This window comes from Urinicoccus massiliensis, assembly GCF_900120405.1.
GTDB classification, from domain to species: Bacteria; Bacillota; Clostridia; order Tissierellales; family Peptoniphilaceae; genus Urinicoccus; species Urinicoccus massiliensis.
The window spans coordinates 712,045-729,052 of record NZ_LT635492.1 but is presented as its reverse complement, the minus strand read 5'-3'; the positions used below and the strand labels follow the sequence as shown (position 1 = coordinate 729,052).

Here is a 17,008-nt window from a genome sequence, read left to right as displayed (position 1 = left end):
AAGTTGACACACAAGCCCTTAGAGAAAGGATAGATAATGAAGAAATTTGTGTTGAAGAGGTTTTTAATCTCTCTTGTAACACTGTGGGTGATTATCACCATTACTTTTTTACTGATGCACACCATTCCAGGCGACCCCTTTGCCAAGGACGGTCGGATGCCTGTAACGGTTTATAACAACTTGCGTGCACGGTACGGACTTGATCGCCCCCTAAGTGAACAGTATGTAATTTACTTAAAGAATGTCTGTAAATTAGACTTTGGGGAATCCATGAAGTCCAAGGCAGAAAATGTAAATCAAATGATTGCCAGAGGGGCTCCGGTATCGGGACAATTGGGCCTTCAGGCCTTTGTCATTTCCATTATTATTGGACCGGCCCTGGGTTCTATTGCGGCCCTCTACCAAAATAAGTTTCCAGACTATTTGATGATGATTTTGGCTATTATCGGGATTAGTGTACCCTCTTTTGTTTTAGGGACCCTCTTTATCCAGTTTGTGGCGTCTAAGGTTTCTTTCTTGCCCATTGCAGGCTGGGGGACCTGGGCCCATACCATCCTACCCAGTATAGCCCTGTCCTTTATGCCCATGGCTTCTTCCGCCCGGATGATGCGGTCATCCATGTTGGAGGTTCTGGGTCAAGACTATATTAAAACGGCCAAGTCAAAAGGTCTGCACAACTTCCGTGTCATTATGGGACACGCTGTTCGTAATGCCATTTTACCCATTGTCTCTCAAATGGGGACCACTATTTCCGGCCTCTTGACAGGATCTTTTGTTATTGAAAAGATTTTTGGGATTCCCGGCCTTGGTAACTTCTTTGTTACCTCTATTATCAACCGGGACTACACCCTGATTATGGGGACCACAATCTTCTATTCAGCTATTTTAATCTTAATGCTGTTAATTGTGGATGTTCTATATGTTGTGGTAGACCCGAGAATTAAGCTAGGAGGGAAAAGTTCATGATGACGAATAAACCAATACCTGCAGAACTTTTTGCTCCGGCAGATCGCAAAGATGACGCCGACAAGATTACCCGTCCAACCATTGGTTTTTGGAAGGATGTCTTGCGCCGCCTTTTACAAAACAAGCTGGCCATGTTTGGCTTCTTCTTAATTGTTGTGATGTTGATTATGGCCTTTTTAGGGCCACAAATTTCCGGCTACAGCTACTTCCAACAAGAGCTGACCCACATGAATATTGAGCCTAACGGCCAATATTGGTTTGGGACAGATACCCTGGGTCGGGACCTCTTTACCCGGATTTGCTTCGGGATTCGCTACTCCCTCTTAATTGGGATCCTGGCAGCTGCCATGGACTTTGTCATTGGGGTTAGCTACGGTGGGATTGCCGGTATGGCTTCTTCAAAAGTCGATACGCTTATGATGCGGATTGCTGAAATTGCCTATGCCATCCCCTATATGTTGATTGTTATTTTGATTTCTGTAACCATGGGGAAAGACCAAGGGGCTAGTTTGTACACCCTGGTTTTAGCCATGTCCATTACAGGTTGGGTTCCCATGGCCATTATGGTCCGGGGTCAGGTTCTCCAATTAAGGGAAAATGAATACTGCCTGGCCAGCCAGTCCTTGGGGGGAAGTAAAAAGCATATTTTAACCAAGCACATCATCCCCAATACCCTGGGCCCCATCCTGGTTAACATCACCCTAAGTGTTCCCCGGGCTATCTTTGCCGAAGCAACCCTGTCCTTTATGGGTCTGGGTCTGCAACCACCCCAACCATCCCTAGGGGTTTTGGCTACAGATGGTTTGGAAGTAATGGGGATTGGCCTCTTCTATCAAATGTTGTTGCCAGCCCTGTTTATTTCACTGATTATGTTTAGTTTTAACGTCTTCGGTGACGGTCTACAAGATGCTTTAGACCCAAGATTGAGAAAGTAGGATTGCCATGGTAGAAAACAAGGAAAATTTCGAAAATATTTTAGAAGTTAAAAACTTGGCTGTCTCTTTCCAAACTTTTTTCGGAGAAGTTGAGGCTGTTCGAGATATTTCTTTTAACTTGAAAAAAGGCTCTAAGCTGGCCATTGTAGGGGAGTCTGGCTGCGGGAAAAGTGTTACGGCCAACTCCATTGTCCAACTTTTACCCAAGCCTCCGGTCCTATACAAGGCTGGGGAAATCCTCTTTAAGGGGGAAGACCTTTTAAAGTATAGCAACAAGCAAATGATGGATATTCGTGGAAATAAGATTTCCATGGTCTTCCAAGACCCCATGACTTCTTTAAACCCAACCATGAAGGTGGGTAAGCAAATCGTGGAAGGGGTCCGTCGCCACAAGAAAATTTCTGCCAAGGAGGCAGAAAAGTTGGCCATTGAAATGTTGGAACTTGTTGCCGTTCCCCAACCGGAACGGAGGATCCAACAATATCCCCATGAATTCTCTGGTGGGATGCGGCAAAGGGTTATGATTGCCCTGGCCATGGCATCCAAACCGGAACTTTTAATTGCCGATGAACCGACAACGGCCTTGGACGTAACGGTCCAAGCCCAAATTTTGGACCTGATGAAAAAATTAAACGATGAACTCGGGACTTCCATCATCCTCATTACCCACGACCTGGGGGTTGTGGCAGACATGGCGGATGAGGTCATCGTTATGTATGCAGGCCAAATTTTGGAAAAGGGAACTGTGGAAGAAATCTTTAAAGACCCCAAGCACCCCTATACAAGAAAATTGTTGGCGGCTGTTCCTAAGATTAACATGGAAAAATCGGAAGTTCTTCATTCCATTGAAGGGACTCCTCCGGATCTTTATAAACCACCCAAGGGCTGTTCTTTTTACGACCGCTGTGACCAAGCTATGGTCATTTGTCGGGACCAACTGCCTGAACTTGAAAACCACTATGGACAACACTGCAGTCGCTGTTGGTTAAACCACCCGGACTGTCCACAAGGAGGTGCTAAAGTTGAAGGATAACAAGATTGTTGAAATTTCAAACTTAAAAAAATACTTCCATGTTGGCGGGGGAAACCTCAAGGCAGTGGATGGAATTAACTTCTTTATCTATGAAGGGGAAACCTTCGGCTTGGTAGGGGAGTCTGGTTGTGGGAAATCCACAGCAGGCCGGACCATCCTCCGTCTCTATGAACCTACAGAGGGAGAGGTTAAGTTTAACGGGGTCAACATCTACGAGCTTAAGGGAAGGAACCTCCATGAAGTCCGTAAGGACATGCAGATGATTTTCCAAGACCCCTATGCCTCTTTGGATCCTCGGATGACTGTAGAGGACATTATTGGGGAACCCCTGGATATCTATGGGACCCTTAAGGGCAAGGACCGTTATCAAAGAATTGTTGACCTCTTGGAACTGGTTGGGCTTTCTGAAGAACACGCCCAAAGGTTTCCTCATGAGTTTTCCGGTGGGCAAAGGCAAAGAATCGGGATTGCCCGGGCTCTTGCCTTGAGACCCAAGTTCATCATCTGTGATGAACCTATTTCCGCCCTGGACGTAAGTATCCAGGCTCAAATTGTCAACCTCTTAAAGGACCTGCAAAAGGAATTGGGCCTGACTCTTTTATTCATTGCCCATGACCTGTCCATGGTTCGCTATATTTCCGACCGGGTAGGGGTAATGTACCTGGGACAAATGATGGAGTTGGCCAGCAGTGAAGACCTCTATGAAGGTCCCCTCCACCCCTATACCAAGGCCTTACTTTCTGCCATTCCTGTGGCAGACCCCGAACTTCAACGGTCTAGGGAAAGAATTAAGCTGGATGGGGATGTTCCCAGTCCCATTGATCCCAAGCCGGGCTGCCGGTTTGTAGACAGGTGTCCCTACAGTGACGACCAATGTCGGGGCAAGGACCCTGTTATGGAAGAGGTTAAAGAAAACCACTATGTAGCCTGTTTCAAGGTGAAGGAAATTAACAAATTATAATTCATTTTTTCTAAGGGCACAGAAAAGATAAATATATTGCAAAGACCATGGTGGTATGATATACTACTATGGTACTTGCCGGAGTGATGGAATTGGCAGACGTACTGGACTCAAAATCCAGCGGTGGCAACACCGTGCGGGTTCAAATCCCGCCTCCGGCACCAAAGATAAGCTCTAAATGCAGGCCATGTGTTTAGAGCTTTTTTACCATAGTCCTTGATTAGGACTTGGAGGAGATTAGACAAGAGCTAGGAGGGAAGTCATGAAGCAATGCATGGATTCGGACAATTTACACCGGCGGTTGAATAAGATTGTAGGCCAAGTGCAAGCCATCAACCGGATGGTGGATGAAGATGTGCCTTGTGAGGATATTTTGGCACAAATTAATGCGGCTAAATCCGCCCTTCATGGGGCCGGGAAGCTCATCCTGGAAGGCCATATTAAACACTGCGTCAAGGATGGTTTGACCCATGGAGATGTGGATTTAACGGTGGAAAAATTCACCAAGGCCGTGGAACGTTTTGCAAATATGAAATAGGACTTGCCTTAGGGGCAAGTCTTTTCTTGCAGGGAGGTTAGAATGCACCAGTACAAGGGAAGGTTAATCGTCCATACGGGATCTATGTTTTCCGGAAAGACATCAAGTTTAGAAAAAGACTTAAAGCGGTTTTCCATAGCGGGTTACAAGGTCTGTGCTTTTAAACCCAGGATGGACAGTCGTTGTGGGGAAAATGAGATTATGAGCCACGACCAAGAGGCCACCCATGCTTACCCCCTGGATACCATTGACGATCTAGAGGCCATGGTCCAAGAAAAGGGTCTGGATGTCGTGGGAATTGACGAAATCCAATTTATAGACCCGGACCCCCAAAGGGTGGTGGAGGTCTTATTCAAGATCCTGGACCGGGGAATTACCATTATTGTAGCGGGCTTGGATATGGACTACCAAAAAGTCCCCTTTGAAATTATCAAGGAACTCATGCCCCGGGCCGACTACGTCTACAAGCACCATGCCGTTTGTACCTGTTGCGGGTCCGATGCCTGGGTCAGCCACCGGAAAAGCAGCAAGACCAGCCGGGTAGTCCTGGGGGCCATTGACGAATACGAACCCCTTTGCAGGGCCTGCTATGAAAAAATGAAGACCAAGGAATAAAACCCCGGACCGGGGTTTTTTTATGGAAAAGACCGGAAGGGAAAGTTTTTTAGCAAGAGCCTGGAGATTTTGCTATAATAGGACTTAGGTTTAAAGTGACTTGTGAAAAGGAGAAGACATGAAAAAAGAAAAAATAGCCGGAGCCTTGCTCTTGTGCCTATGGTTGGCTTTTGTTTTACCCATCCTGGGCCAGAGGATGGCTGTGGAAAAAAACTATAGGGCCTATGAAACCCTGGTGAACTACGAGGATTTTAAGTCCCAGGCCTTTGCCCAGGGCCAGTCTGTTCAAGACTATTTCAAGGAGTTGGCCCAGGCCGGAGCAACAACAGTAACGGTAGGGGAAGCCACCATTAACTCCCTTAAGGTGGACCCCGAATCCACCATAGAAACGTCTATGAATGGAATCAATCTCCGGGTCAAGGGGTCCAATGAAGAATTGGCCTTTATCAAGGAGGGCCTCAAGTGCCTGAAAGAGGAAAGGGAAATTAAGGACCTGGGTCCAGGAGAAATTGAAATCCAAGGCAAGGCCAAGGACCTGGTCCTAGTCCGGAAAGAAGCCACAAACCTGATCAAGGACAAGATGTCGGACCGGGGAGAAAAGACTTCCATCCTAGAATATGTAGGTCTTGGTTACCAAAAGGACCTGGTGGAAAGCCTCAAGGCCATTCCAAATTTAAATGTCAACTTGACCCCAACCTTTATTGCCGGAGTCCAAGATGATGAAAAATCCATGGACCGCTTTATGGCCAGCCTGGAAGATTTAAGCCGTGGCCAACACTTTGTCCTCTTTCCCGGCAACACCCTCTATGGGGCCGGCCTGGACAAACCCCAAGACCTCCAAGACCGCTTTGCCCAATTTTTGGCTGAAAAAAACCTGGCCCTAGTCTTGATGGAAGACATTACCCAAAGAGGAAACATGCCCCTGAAGGGGGGAGAGGATTTTATCAAGCGTAGCGATGTAAAAAAGGCCCGCTGCCTCATTACCTGGGACTTTTTACAAAAGCACTATGACTATGAAATCCCCTTCCACCACCATGGGGAAGAGCTGACCAATGTCTACTACCGGGCCATTTCTGAAAGAAATATGGCCATGGTCATGACCAAGCCCTTTATGAAAAATAACCTGACCCTTCCTGACAGCCAAGTTTATGCCCATGTCTTGGGGTCTCTCAACCAACGCCTGGAAAATATGCACTACCAAAAGGGCCAAGTCCAAGGCATGGATAATTTCAAGGTGGCAGAGGTCTATAAGATTTTACCCTCTATCTTAACTGTTCTTGGGGGGATCCTCCTCCTAGACCAAATTTTTGGCTTGAAAAAATTCTTGAAAATAGGAATTTTCATCCTGGGATCCGGCCTGGCCTTTGGAATTTTTGGCCTCAACAAGGCCACTTCTTTTGGAGACTTGATTTTTAACCTGGCCAACATCATCGTCTTCCCCTCCCTGGCCCTGGCCTTTTTAGCCGGGACCTATGATCGGATTAAGGAGGCAAGACCTCAAGATGGATTGGCAAAAATTTACGGCCAAGGGGCCTGGACCCTGGCCCTGGCTGTAGGTATTTCCATGATTGGGGCCCTAAATGAAGTGGTCTTTTTAGCCTCAACAGACTATATGATGGAAATCAACATCTTCCGGGGGGTAAAAATTTCCCAAGTCCTACCCCTGGCCCTGGCCCTATTGATTTTTGCTAGAAAAATCTACCTGGAAAAGGGTCAAAAAATGGGCTACCCCCTGTGCAGGGACCTGCTCTTGTCGGATGTAAAAATTTGGCAGGCCTGCCTGGCAGGGATGGGAGTTATTGTCCTGGGCATCTTTCTCTTAAGAGGGGGCAATACCTCTTCCAAGGTGCCCGGTGTGGAATTGCTTGTGAGAAACCTCTTTGAAAATCTCTTTTATGCCCGGCCTAGAACCAAGGCAGTCTTTATTGGCTTCCCGGCCATTGTCCTCTTGGTTTATGGGGCCCACAAGAACCTGGGCAAGGTCTACGCCTTTATCTGCTTTATGCTGGCAGCCATTGGCATGGTAGACATTACCAACACTTTCTCCCATATCCGGACCCCTCTTATGATGTCCTTTGCCCGGGTGGGCATTGAATATCTTGGTGCCCTTTTAGTGGGAGGGATCCTATTTTGCCTGGCCCACCTTCTCTACCGGCGCTACCACAACTACGACCAAGTTCATAAGCAATAAAGTTTAAATCCCCAATAAGATAGAGTGACCCCATAAAGTTGGACCTAATCGAGTAAGCATTTCGCTTGCTCGATTTTGTTTTTACATAATATTCGTTCTATGCGGATTGCATGCGTTCACGGTATTGTTTTGGACTTAGACCTCCTAACTTTTCTTTGATTCGATCTTCGTTGTAATAACGGATATATTGCTCAATTGCCTGCACCAGTTCTTTACGACTACGGTAATTGTGGCCATAGTAGATTTCTCTTTTCAATAAGCTAAAGAAGTTTTCCATAGGTGCATTGTCATAGCAGTTGCCTTTTCTTGACATACTTTGGAAAATATGATGTTTTTCTAACATGGCTTGGTATGTGGTCATTTGGTATCCCCAACCACGATCGGAGTGAAAGGTCCGTCGATAAGGACAGGCCTTTGTTCGCTCAATGGCTACTTCTAAACCTTGCAGCATGGTGACTCCATTGGGCTGATCGGATAGGACGTAACTGATGATTTCCAGGTTGTACATGTCCATGTAGGGATCGAGATAGAGTTTCTTTGTTTGAAGTTTCCCGGTCTTATCTTCTTCATAGTATTTGAATTCCGTGGTGTCGGTGGTGATTTTTTGCAAGGGGATGCAGGTATTGAACCGGCGGTTGATTCGGTTCTTCTTGATTTTGCCCACGACTCCTTTGTAGGAGTTGTATTTTTTGTATTTCCTGCCATAGGAGTGGACTTGAAGGCCCATGATTTGAACTAGTCGTTGTACTTTCTTTTTGTTCACCACCCGACCCTGGTTCTTTAATTCCAGATGAATGCGGCGATAACCATAGTCTTTGTGTTGGCTCCGAATGGCAAGGATTTCGTCTTTTAAGGATTGATTCTTGTCTTCTTCGGACCATTTTTTCTGCCAATACATAAAGGTGGACTTTGGGAAATGGATGGCGGCAAGAATCTCTGTTAGTTGGAATTGTTCTCGGAGTTTGGAGACAATCTTCGCCTTTTGTTCATTGCTTCTTCTTTCTCCAAACTCCTGAGCTGTTCCCAGAACATCTTTTGAATGGTAAGTTTCCGATTTTCTGCCTCTAATTCTTTGATGCGATTTTCCAATGCCTCGCGTGTGGAGGCGTCGATGGATTCGCTTTTCTTTACAGTTTTTGGTGGTTGGTTGTGGTCATTTTTCTTTGTCACAGGTCTCCCTCGCTTGTGCGGGAGCAGCCCCTCGATGCCCTTCTCTCGGTACTGTCTTCGCCAATTGACAATCATGGACGGATTCGTCAAACCGAGTTCGAGGGCAAGTTGTCGGTAGCTGCATTCGCTCGTTTCATAGCGTGTAATGGCTTCTAACTTAAACTCTACACTATACGCACGATTATTTCTAGAGCGCATTAAGCCTTCATCGCCATAATTTTTGTAATTGCTAATCCATAGCCTGAGAACGGACTTCTCGATTTGGTATTTCATTGCTAAGGCTTGATAACTTGTTTTACCACACAAGTACTCCTCGACGATTTTCTTCTTCAATTCGTAACTGTATTTTGCCATTAAAAGACCCCCAAAGGTTGGATTTCTTGGTCCAACTTTTGGGGGTCAGTGCAAGAAGTTGGGGATTTTTCTTGACTTAGTTTAAACAAAAGATTATAATATAAACATAAGTTATAAGGAGGCGACAAATGACACCAAGAGAAGAAGAAGTCATGGAATTAATTAAAAAAAATCCCAGAATGAGTCAAAAAGAAATTGCCCAGCGATTAAATATTGAACGTTCATCCGTCGCTGCCCATATCAACAATTTAATGAAAAAAGGCTATATCCTGGGACGGGGTTACTTGTTCCGCCAAGATCCCTACATTGTAGTTATTGGAGGAGCCAACATAGACCTAAGGGGGATTCCCCAGTCGGTTTTAAAGATGAAGGATTCCAACCTGGGCTTCATCCAGTCTTCTCCCGGAGGAGTCGGACGCAACATTGCTGAAAACCTGGCCCGACTATCCAACCAGGTCTACATGATTTGCATGTTGGGAGACGACCATTGGGGCCGGGTCATCATGGACCAAGGCCACTTGGGAGGCCAGCTGTCCTATGAAAAATCCTATATCATGCCGGGACGGAAGAGTCCCGTCTACTTGGAAATCTTGGATGAAAACAAGGACATGCTGACAGCCATTAACGACATGGCCCTGGTAGAGGAACTCACTGTTCGAAAATTGACCCAGCATAGGAAGTTTATCGAAAATGCCAGCTATGTGGTCTTGGACACCAACTTGCCCCAGGCAAGCTTGGCCTATTTGCTAAAAAAGGTCCCCCAAAAATATATTATTGACGGGGTTAGCGGCATCAAGGTTATGAAGATCCAGGATTATTTGGACAAGGTCTACCTCTTAAAGGTCAACCAATACGAGGCAGCAGCCTTGGCCGGTTTGGAAGTCCAATCGGCTAAAGACTATCCAAAACTGGCTCGGACCCTTTTGGACCGGGGCCTGGACTACCTGGTCATTACTGCCGGCAAGGAAGGAGCCTGGGCCTTCCACAAGGACCAAGTCATCCACTTAAAGGGCAAGGACCTGGAGGTAAAAAATGCTACAGGGGCAGGAGATGCCTTTACAGCAGGCCTGGCCCATGGCCTGGGTCAAGACAAGTCTCTTAAGGAAAGTCTTTACTTTGCCATGGGAGCCAGTCGTCTGGCCTTAAAGTCAGAAAAAACCAATACAGAAGAAATGTCAACGGAAAAAATCAAAAGAGAAATCGAGGAGGTATTTGAATGTTAAATAAAGAATTTTTACAAGTCCATATGGACATCAGCCCAGAAGTGAAAGAAGCCTTGGAAAAAGGCCAAGCTGTTGTGGCCTTGGAATCCACCATTATCAGCCACGGCATGCCCTATCCCCAAAATTTAGAAACAGCCAAGCGCTGTGAAGAAATTGTCCGGGAAAATGGAGCCGTTCCAGCCACTACAGCCATTATCAATGGTCGGATCAAGGTGGGCCTGACAGAAGAAGAATTGGAATTCATGGCCACAGACAAGACTATCATCAAGTGTTCTACTCGGGACTACCCCATGATGGTGGCCAAGGGCTTAAACGGAGCCACAACTGTAGCAACCTCCATCCTGACAGCCAAGCTGGCAGGGATTAAACTTTTAGTAACTGGAGGAATCGGCGGGGTCCATAGGGGAGCCCAAGAAACATTTGATATTTCCAGAGACCTTCAAGAATTAGCCACAACAGATATCGTGGTTGTCTGTGCAGGTTGCAAGTCCATCCTGGATATTGGATTGACCCTGGAATACCTGGAAACTTTCGGAGTTCCAGTTTTGGGCTACCAAACAAAAGACATGCCAGCCTTCTTTACCGAACGCTCAGGCTTCAAGGTAGACTATGCCATGGAAAGCCCCCAAGAAGTGGCTTCCCTGGTCCATGCAAAATGGAACCTGGGCCTGGATGGCGGGGTCCTTTTAACCAACCCCATTCCGGCAAAAGATGCCATGGATGAAAAAGTCATCAACAAGGCCATTGAAGAAGCCCTAGTTGAAGCCAAGGAAAAAGGCATCCACGGAAAAGAAGCAACCCCCTTCCTCTTGTCCAAGGTTGTGGAAGTAACTGGTGGCAACAGCCTCAAGGCCAACATTGCCCTGGTAGAAAACAATGCAAAAATTGGTGCCCAAGTGGCCTGCCAAATGGCAAAATTAAATAAATAAGACCAATAAAAAATCCTTGGTCCCCAGACGGTAAAGTCTTGGGCCAAGGATTTTTTTCTTTAAAGGATTTTAATGGGCCTCCCTCTTGTGGTAGTGGACACTAAGGACCAGGCCTAGGGCAATGAGGTTGACCAGCTGGAAGGTCCCCCCATAGGAGAGGAAGGGCAGGGGGATTCCCGTAATGGGCATAAGCCCCATGTTCATGCCTACATTTTCCCAAATATGGATGAAAAACATGGCCGTATAGCCAATGGTTAAATAGCGACCGCAGAGGTCCCGGCTGGTTCGGGCAATGTCCATGAGCCGGTAGAGCATGATGGCGTAGAGGATTAAAAGGCCGGCACCGCCAATAAAACCCAATTCTTCTACTAAAACCGGGAAGATGGAGTCGGTTTGCTTGGTGGGGATAAAATTATACTGGGTTTGGGACCCTTGGTAGAGGCCCTTGCCCATAAATTTTCCCGACCCAATGGCGATTTGGGCCTCGTTGGCCTGGTAGCCCGACCCCTGGGTGTTGGCAGAAGGATTTAAAAAATTCAAGATCCGGTCCTTTTGAAAGTCATCTAAAAAGGGATAGGAAATGGGGAGGATTAAGATCCCAGCCAAGAGGGCTCCCAGGATGTACTTCCAGGATACATTGGCAAAAAAAAGCATAGAGGCGATGATAAAGATAAAGACCATGGCCGTTCCAAAGTCCGGTTGGAGTAAAATCAAGCCAATGGGGACCATGGCAAAGGCCAGGACGCTGATGAGTTGCAAGGGCTGGTTGATGTCGTCTTTTTTTTCTAAAAAGACACTGAGGGAGTAAACCAGGCCAAGCTTGATAAATTCCGCAGGCTGAAAGTTAATGGGACCAAGCTTCAACCAAGACCGGCTCCCCCAGGATGTATCCCCGTGGCCAAAGACCAGGGTGGCTAAGAGGAGGATATTTCCCAAGATATAGATCAGCAGGTAGTATTTTTTAAAGATGCGAAAGTCAATCCGCATGAGGATAAAGAGGCAGACAAAACCCAAAACACTGGCCAGGGCCTGCTTTCTCACATAGGACACAGGGTCAATATTTAGGGTGGCAGAGGATAAGACCACCAGGCCAAAAATGCAGAGGCCCAGGATGGTTGCCAGCAAAAGATAATCTATTTTATGGCCGGGAAAGAGTAAAAACCGGCCCTTCTTATTTTTCATAGGGGTCCTTTCTAAAATCATTCAAAACTTTTCTATCCTAAAATACAATTATACCAGTTTTTCTGGCAAAAAGACCATGAAAATTCAGAGGAATTCCCCTGCTAAGACCTTGGGTAAAGTAGAAAACTATGGTATACTACAAAAGGTAACGAGAAAAAGGGGGACCAGAAGTGAGAAAGTTTTTTAAGATATTTTTTATCGTCCTGCTGGTAATTTTTGCAGGCCTTTATTTTGCAGGGGTTTGGGTCTTTAACCAATACACCCTGGCCAATACCTATATCAACAATAAAGATTTTTCCTTTGTCAAAAAAGACCAAATAAAAGACCAATACGAAGAAAAGATGAAAAAGCTCCAAGTCACCGTCCAAGGCCGGCATGACCTAAAAGATGTCTTTAAGGCCCAAGATATTGGCTACTATGAAGAATTAAGGGGCAAGGTGGACCTGGGACAAAACCCCTGGGCCTGGCCAATTCTCTTCTTTTCCCACAAGGACTACAAGCTAGAGTCCAAGCTCATTTACAATGCCCAGGTCCTAGACCAAAGAATTGCTTCATCACCCTTTATGACAGACCCCACAGCCACAGACCCCAAGGATGCCTATGTCACCTACAAGCAGGGCAAGGGCTTTGTCATTGAACCCGAAGTCCAAGGTACTAAGGTGGCTCCGGAAAAATTAAAACATGAGGTCTTAAGGGCCCTGAAAAATGAAAAGACCAAGTTGGACTTAAACAAGGAAAATGTCTACCACGACCCCAAGGTCACCAAGGACTCTCCCTATTTAAAAAACCAATTGGCCTCCCTGGCCAAGATTTCTTCCATCAATGTGGTCTATGACTTTGAGGACCGGAAGGAAGAATTAAATGGAGAAAAGCTCCTGGCCCTCTATACAGATGATGGCCAAGGAAACTTAAATCCAGACCCAGAAAAAGTCAAGGCCTATGTAGCTGACTTGGCCAAAAAATACGACACCTACCGGGGGACCCGGACCTTCTACGCAACAGGAGGTCAAACGGTTACCGTCCAAGGGGGTATCTACGGTTGGCGGACAAACCAGGCCAAGACAGGGGAAGAACTGCTGAAGCTTTTAAATGAAGGCCAATCCAAGACCCTAAAACCCGTCTATAGCCAAGAGGCCATGAGCCGGACCCAAAACGACATTGGGTCCAACTATGTGGAAATTGACCTGACCCGGCAACACATGTGGGTCTATAAAAACGCCCAACTCATGGTGGATACCCCCATTGTTACGGGGAATCCCAGCAAGGGAAATGCCACTCCAACCGGGGTTGGTCGGGTTTGGTCCAAGGAAAGAGACCGCTATTTAACAGGGGACAATTACAAGAGCTATGTCCACTATTGGATCCCCTACACCTGGGTAGGTGTGGGCATCCACGACAGCTCCTGGCGGTCCAATTATGGGGGTAAAATTTACCAAGTCGGGGGAAGTCATGGCTGTGTCAATACGCCCCCCAAGAATATGCCAAAAGTGTATGAAAACATCGACTATGGAACCCCAGTGGTGGTTTACAAGTCCTAAAGAAAAGATCCCTGATTGTGGCGACCCCATAAAGTTGGATCAAATACCAGAGAGAATTTATATTTTCTCTGGTATTTTTTTCTGGCCTTTTCAAGAAAAGATTGATTGTTGATTTTAATATGGAAGGGGTTATAATAAAACTAGAAAGATGTCATTTGCATCAAAAGCTAGAGAAGGTTTCATAAAGTTAAAATCCTTCTTAATAGGAGTTTTGCTTTTCTCTTTTTAATATTTCAATAGCTAGAAAAGGAGAGGTGGTTGATTTTATTGAATATCTTTTGATATTGAATGAGAAAATTACTAGCCAAAAAGAGAATAAGAGCAAAAAATTCATTAGCTAGGAGTAAGGCTTTTTACAGAAGTAATAGCATATCTTTAGGAGATCTTGTTGTAAAAATCATTTATATTCTAAAGATGAAATGGAGTGGAAGTTGAAAGGAAAGATTGATATGAAAAAATATTCATGGATTCTCTGTTTTCTTTTAATGCTTGGTCTTGTTTCCTGTAAGGGAGGAGATAAAAAATCAGAGGAAGCGGGGCCCTATGTTTCTGCGGGAGTAAACCAAGACTATATTAAACAGTCGATTCCTGATTTTACACCACAAGATGCTGCCCTAATTTCGAGTCGGTTGACAGAAGAAGCCTCTAAAGTAAAAGACCTAGAAAGCAAAGAGGGCAAAGAGTTAACCAAGATAAGAGAAGAACTCTTTAAGGAAAAGCAAGAGGAAATTTTTAAGGGCTATAACTTTAGTCAAGAAGAGATGGATGCTATTGCCAAGGAATCTTACTTGGGCTATGTGATGGATAATGTTTCCTATACCGAAAAGGGCCACCATAAACTGGAAGTCAGTAAAGAAGATTTACAAAGAGCCCAAGAACAAAAGGCAGACCAAGACCAAAAAGAAGAAGAGGGCTTTCATGTCTATGCAGACTTCCCCTTTGAAAAAATTCAAAGTAAAATCCCAGAATTTACCATAGAAGAATCAGAGGTTCTTTCTTGGCGACTAACAGATGAATTAGAAAAGATGGATGACTTACAAGGAAAACAAGGAAAAGAACTGACAGAGCTAAGAGAAAAAATTTTAAAGGACAAAGAAAAAGAACTCTTTAAGGGACTTAGCTACTATAGCCAAGAGGAAAAAGACTTTATCTGTAGCCAATCCTCCATTGGCTACAAAGTGGATGGGACAGAATATAGAGAATAAGAAAAAGAGGACTTCGAATTGTGGTGACCCCATAAAGTTGGATCAAATACCAGAGAGAATTTATATTTTCTCTGGTATTTTTATTGGGACCCTTTATAAAAAAATTCCAAGAGGTCTTTTNAAGAAGAAAAGTAGTCCATTAAAGCCTTTTTTCGTCGAGAGGGTAAAATATCCAGTACCTGGTGATGGATTGGATCCACTAAAATACATTGGTATTTATCCCCACCAGCATTTCCCTTAAACTCATCCATACTTAAGACCCGAGGAAGATTTGGCCGCCTCCTTGGAGCCAACTTTAGATAGCTTGTGAGACAAGAGGAAGATAAACCCAAGTCCTTGGCAATAGAAGATAAAGACCGGACCTGTTTTAATTGGTCTTGGATAAAGAAGTGGAGATCCTTAGTCCGTCTAGAATAAGGAGCTAAGAAATCCAAAGACTCATAAAAACGCTTCTGACAATGAGGACAAACAAAGCGCTTCTTCCGAAGAAAAAGAAAGACCTTCCGCAAGCCAATGGGCGTATGTTGGATCCTTTGCAGACGATAATCATGGATGCGAGAGGTCTTATGCCCACAAACAGGACAAAGTCCCTCCTTGTATAAAGAATGGAGTTTTACATCAATGTGATCATCAAAAGAGACCACCTCGTCAATAGAGACACCTTTTAAATTCAATAGATTTGTGTTAGTATAGTTTTGCACTTATCTCACCCTTTCATTTTGTTGTGGTAACTTTATTGTAAAGGAAAAAAGAGATAAGTGCATTTTTTATGGCAAAAAATAAATGTTGGAGTCTAGGGGGACCCCAACATTTATTATAGAACCTCTTTTTATTGACGGGAAAAGACTTTTTCACTACAATGAAAGAAAGAAAGGTTGTGAAAATATGGAAATGGACAAAGCAACACAAGACTTATTAAAAGATTTAGATGAAATTGTATCTATAAATAGTGTATCCATAGAATCGGATGACCCCCAAGCCCCCTTTGGCAAGGGAGCCGCTGAGGCCCTGGAAAAAACCCTGGCCCTTTGCGAAAAGTATGGGATGAAGGCAAAAAATTGCAACCACATGGTGGGCTATGCCGACTATGGGGACAAGGGGGACCTCATTGGTATCCTCTGCCACCTGGATGTGGTACCGGCAGGAGATGGCTGGTCTTCAGACCCTTTTAAGGTCACCATCAAGGGGGACAAGATCTACGGCCGTGGGGTTACCGACGACAAGGGGCCGGCCATGGCGGCTATCCATGCCATGAAAGAGCTTATTGAAGAAAAAGTTCCCTTTAACCACCGGGTTCGTTTGATTTTCGGCCAAGCTGAAGAAACTGGAGACTGGAAGGACATGGACTACTACCTGGCCCATGAAGACCATGTGGACTATGGTTTTACACCAGATGCAGAATTTCCTGCCATCTATTGTGAAAAGGGCATTGCCAATTTAAAGATTTCCTTTCCCAAGGACCAAACGGCCTTTGATAGCATCCAAGGGGGCAATGCCACCAACATGGTGGCGGACTCCTGTAAGGCCCAGCTGAAAAACGGAAAGACCCTTAAAGCCCAAGGAAAGTCTGCCCACGGGTCTACCCCCTGGGATGGGGACAATGCCATTGTCAAGCTCTTTAAGGAAGTGGAGGAAGAAGATTGCCTCTTAACTCGTTTCTTCCAAGACTGTGTCAAGGGAGAAAACAATGGAAAGAGCCTGGGAGGCTACTGGTCCGATGAGGAAAGTGGGGAAATTTCCTACAATTATGGAATTATTGAAAGTGACCAGGACCAAATCAGACTCTATGTGGACATCCGCTATCCCATTACAGGAAAAATCCAAGACATTATCCAAAATATAGAGAAGGCCTTGGAAGAAAAGGGCCTAGGGGCTGTAAAAATTGACCTAATCCGGGACGAAGCCTTTGTCCACTTGGACCAAGAAGGACCTGTTATGACCAAGCTCTTGGAAGCCTACCGGGAAAAAACAGGGGACCAATCTCCCGCCAAGGTCATTGGGGGAGGAACCTATGCCCGGGCCATGGACGGAATTGTGGCCTTTGGTCCCATGCTGCCGGGTCGGGAAGCCACAGAACACATGCCCGATGAAAACATCCTTATTGAGGACCTAGTCCTGGCCAAGGAAATTTACAAGTCAGCCATTCAAAAACTCGTAGACTAATAACA

General features: G+C 45.4%; 16 protein-coding genes and 1 tRNA gene. 13 read left to right on the top strand and 4 right to left on the bottom strand.

Going from position 1 to position 17,008, the window contains the following annotated elements; all coding sequences use genetic code 11:
* Positions 1 to 36: 36 nt before the first annotated feature.
* The 8 genes from BQ7400_RS03930 to BQ7400_RS03895 all read left to right on the top strand — a co-directional run bounded on the left by BQ7400_RS03930 (position 37) and on the right by BQ7400_RS03895 (position 7,239).
* A complete protein-coding gene (locus BQ7400_RS03930) occupies positions 37 to 966 on the top strand; it encodes an ABC transporter permease (RefSeq protein ID WP_034438796.1) in 930 nt (309 codons plus the stop codon).
* Entirely contained in the window at positions 966 to 1,901 is a 936-nt protein-coding gene (locus BQ7400_RS03925; protein WP_245759407.1) for an ABC transporter permease, read from the top strand. Before BQ7400_RS03930 ends, BQ7400_RS03925 begins: the two co-directional genes overlap by 1 nt.
* 7 nt (positions 1,902 to 1,908) lie before the next feature.
* Positions 1,909 to 2,934 carry an ABC transporter ATP-binding protein gene (locus BQ7400_RS03920; protein ID WP_034438792.1) on the top strand — a complete coding sequence of 342 codons (1,026 nt, stop codon included), beginning with the start codon at positions 1,909 to 1,911 and terminating at the stop codon, positions 2,932 to 2,934.
* A complete protein-coding gene (locus BQ7400_RS03915) occupies positions 2,924 to 3,895 on the top strand; it encodes an ABC transporter ATP-binding protein (protein WP_034438790.1) in 972 nt (323 codons plus the stop codon). The genes BQ7400_RS03920 and BQ7400_RS03915 overlap by 11 nt, the downstream gene beginning before the upstream one ends.
* Before the next feature lie 77 nt (positions 3,896 to 3,972).
* Positions 3,973 to 4,059, top strand: a tRNA-Leu gene (locus tag BQ7400_RS03910).
* A gap of 98 nt (positions 4,060 to 4,157) precedes the next feature.
* Entirely contained in the window at positions 4,158 to 4,433 is a 276-nt protein-coding gene (locus BQ7400_RS03905; RefSeq protein WP_034438788.1) for a metal-sensing transcriptional repressor, read from the top strand.
* 42 nt (positions 4,434 to 4,475) lie between these two features.
* Positions 4,476 to 5,048, top strand: coding sequence for a thymidine kinase (locus BQ7400_RS03900; protein ID WP_034438786.1), 573 nt, complete (start codon positions 4,476 to 4,478; stop codon positions 5,046 to 5,048).
* Between the two features lie 118 nt (positions 5,049 to 5,166).
* Positions 5,167 to 7,239, top strand: coding sequence for a DUF5693 family protein (locus BQ7400_RS03895; RefSeq protein ID WP_072469543.1), 2,073 nt, complete (start codon positions 5,167 to 5,169; stop codon positions 7,237 to 7,239).
* A 97-nt stretch (positions 7,240 to 7,336) separates the two neighbouring features.
* On the opposite strand, the gene BQ7400_RS10315 is transcribed toward BQ7400_RS03895, so the two are convergent.
* Both BQ7400_RS10315 and BQ7400_RS10805 read right to left on the bottom strand, forming a co-directional pair.
* A complete protein-coding gene (locus tag BQ7400_RS10315; RefSeq protein ID WP_245759391.1) occupies positions 7,337 to 8,266 on the bottom strand; it encodes an IS3 family transposase in 930 nt (309 codons plus the stop codon).
* Complete coding sequence (locus tag BQ7400_RS10805; RefSeq protein ID WP_009431028.1) at positions 8,179 to 8,763, bottom strand: helix-turn-helix domain-containing protein; 585 nt, start codon at positions 8,761 to 8,763, stop codon at positions 8,179 to 8,181. The genes BQ7400_RS10315 and BQ7400_RS10805 overlap by 88 nt, the downstream gene beginning before the upstream one ends.
* Positions 8,764 to 8,891: 128 nt before the next feature.
* On the opposite strand from BQ7400_RS10805, the gene BQ7400_RS03880 reads away from it, so the two are divergent.
* Together BQ7400_RS03880 and BQ7400_RS03875 are read left to right on the top strand one after the other, a co-directional pair.
* Positions 8,892 to 9,986, top strand: coding sequence for a carbohydrate kinase (locus BQ7400_RS03880; protein ID WP_072469542.1), 1,095 nt, complete (start codon positions 8,892 to 8,894; stop codon positions 9,984 to 9,986).
* Positions 9,980 to 10,915 (top strand): pseudouridine-5'-phosphate glycosidase, encoded by a 936-nt coding sequence (locus tag BQ7400_RS03875; protein ID WP_072469541.1) that lies wholly within the window; start codon positions 9,980 to 9,982, stop codon positions 10,913 to 10,915. Before BQ7400_RS03880 ends, BQ7400_RS03875 begins: the two co-directional genes overlap by 7 nt.
* A gap of 69 nt (positions 10,916 to 10,984) precedes the next feature.
* Here the strand turns inward: BQ7400_RS03875 and rodA are convergent, their stop codons facing one another.
* The gene (gene rodA / locus BQ7400_RS03870; RefSeq protein ID WP_072469661.1) at positions 10,985 to 12,097 is read right to left on the bottom strand and encodes a rod shape-determining protein RodA; all 1,113 of its coding nucleotides are present in this window, start codon (positions 12,095 to 12,097) and stop codon (positions 10,985 to 10,987) included.
* Positions 12,098 to 12,267: 170 nt separating this feature from the next.
* On the opposite strand from rodA, the gene BQ7400_RS03865 reads away from it, so the two are divergent.
* Together BQ7400_RS03865 and BQ7400_RS03860 are read left to right on the top strand one after the other, a co-directional pair.
* A complete protein-coding gene (locus BQ7400_RS03865) occupies positions 12,268 to 13,635 on the top strand; it encodes a L,D-transpeptidase family protein (protein WP_072469540.1) in 1,368 nt (455 codons plus the stop codon).
* A gap of 449 nt (positions 13,636 to 14,084) precedes the next feature.
* On the top strand, positions 14,085 to 14,840 hold the full coding sequence (locus BQ7400_RS03860) for a hypothetical protein (protein WP_144019919.1): 756 nt from the start codon (positions 14,085 to 14,087) through the stop codon (positions 14,838 to 14,840).
* A gap of 80 nt (positions 14,841 to 14,920) precedes the next feature.
* Here the strand turns inward: BQ7400_RS03860 and BQ7400_RS03855 are convergent, their stop codons facing one another.
* A complete protein-coding gene (locus tag BQ7400_RS03855) occupies positions 14,921 to 15,484 on the bottom strand; it encodes a transposase family protein (protein ID WP_425445223.1) in 564 nt (187 codons plus the stop codon).
* A gap of 139 nt (positions 15,485 to 15,623) precedes the next feature.
* Between BQ7400_RS03855 and BQ7400_RS03850 the strand changes: the two genes are divergently transcribed.
* Positions 15,624 to 17,003: a Sapep family Mn(2+)-dependent dipeptidase gene (locus tag BQ7400_RS03850; protein ID WP_072469537.1), complete on the top strand. Its 1,380-nt coding sequence runs from the start codon at positions 15,624 to 15,626 to the stop codon at positions 17,001 to 17,003.
* The last annotated feature ends 5 nt before the right edge of the window (positions 17,004 to 17,008 follow it).

Coding starts and splice junctions, on each gene's coding strand:
- BQ7400_RS03880 (WP_072469542.1), top strand. CDS start 8,892: ATGACACCAAGAGAAGAAGAAGTCATGGAATTAATTAAAAAAAATCCC.
- BQ7400_RS03895 (WP_072469543.1), top strand. CDS start 5,167: ATGAAAAAAGAAAAAATAGCCGGAGCCTTGCTCTTGTGCCTATGGTTG.
- BQ7400_RS03925 (WP_245759407.1), top strand. CDS start 966: ATGACGAATAAACCAATACCTGCAGAACTTTTTGCTCCGGCAGATCGC.
- BQ7400_RS03930 (WP_034438796.1), top strand. CDS start 37: ATGAAGAAATTTGTGTTGAAGAGGTTTTTAATCTCTCTTGTAACACTG.
- rodA (WP_072469661.1), bottom strand. CDS start 12,097: ATGAAAAATAAGAAGGGCCGGTTTTTACTCTTTCCCGGCCATAAAATA.
- BQ7400_RS03905 (WP_034438788.1), top strand. CDS start 4,158: ATGAAGCAATGCATGGATTCGGACAATTTACACCGGCGGTTGAATAAG.
- BQ7400_RS03920 (WP_034438792.1), top strand. CDS start 1,909: ATGGTAGAAAACAAGGAAAATTTCGAAAATATTTTAGAAGTTAAAAAC.
- BQ7400_RS03860 (WP_144019919.1), top strand. CDS start 14,085: ATGAAAAAATATTCATGGATTCTCTGTTTTCTTTTAATGCTTGGTCTT.
- BQ7400_RS03850 (WP_072469537.1), top strand. CDS start 15,624: ATGTTGGAGTCTAGGGGGACCCCAACATTTATTATAGAACCTCTTTTT.
- BQ7400_RS03900 (WP_034438786.1), top strand. CDS start 4,476: ATGCACCAGTACAAGGGAAGGTTAATCGTCCATACGGGATCTATGTTT.
- BQ7400_RS03875 (WP_072469541.1), top strand. CDS start 9,980: ATGTTAAATAAAGAATTTTTACAAGTCCATATGGACATCAGCCCAGAA.
- BQ7400_RS10805 (WP_009431028.1), bottom strand. CDS start 8,763: ATGGCAAAATACAGTTACGAATTGAAGAAGAAAATCGTCGAGGAGTAC.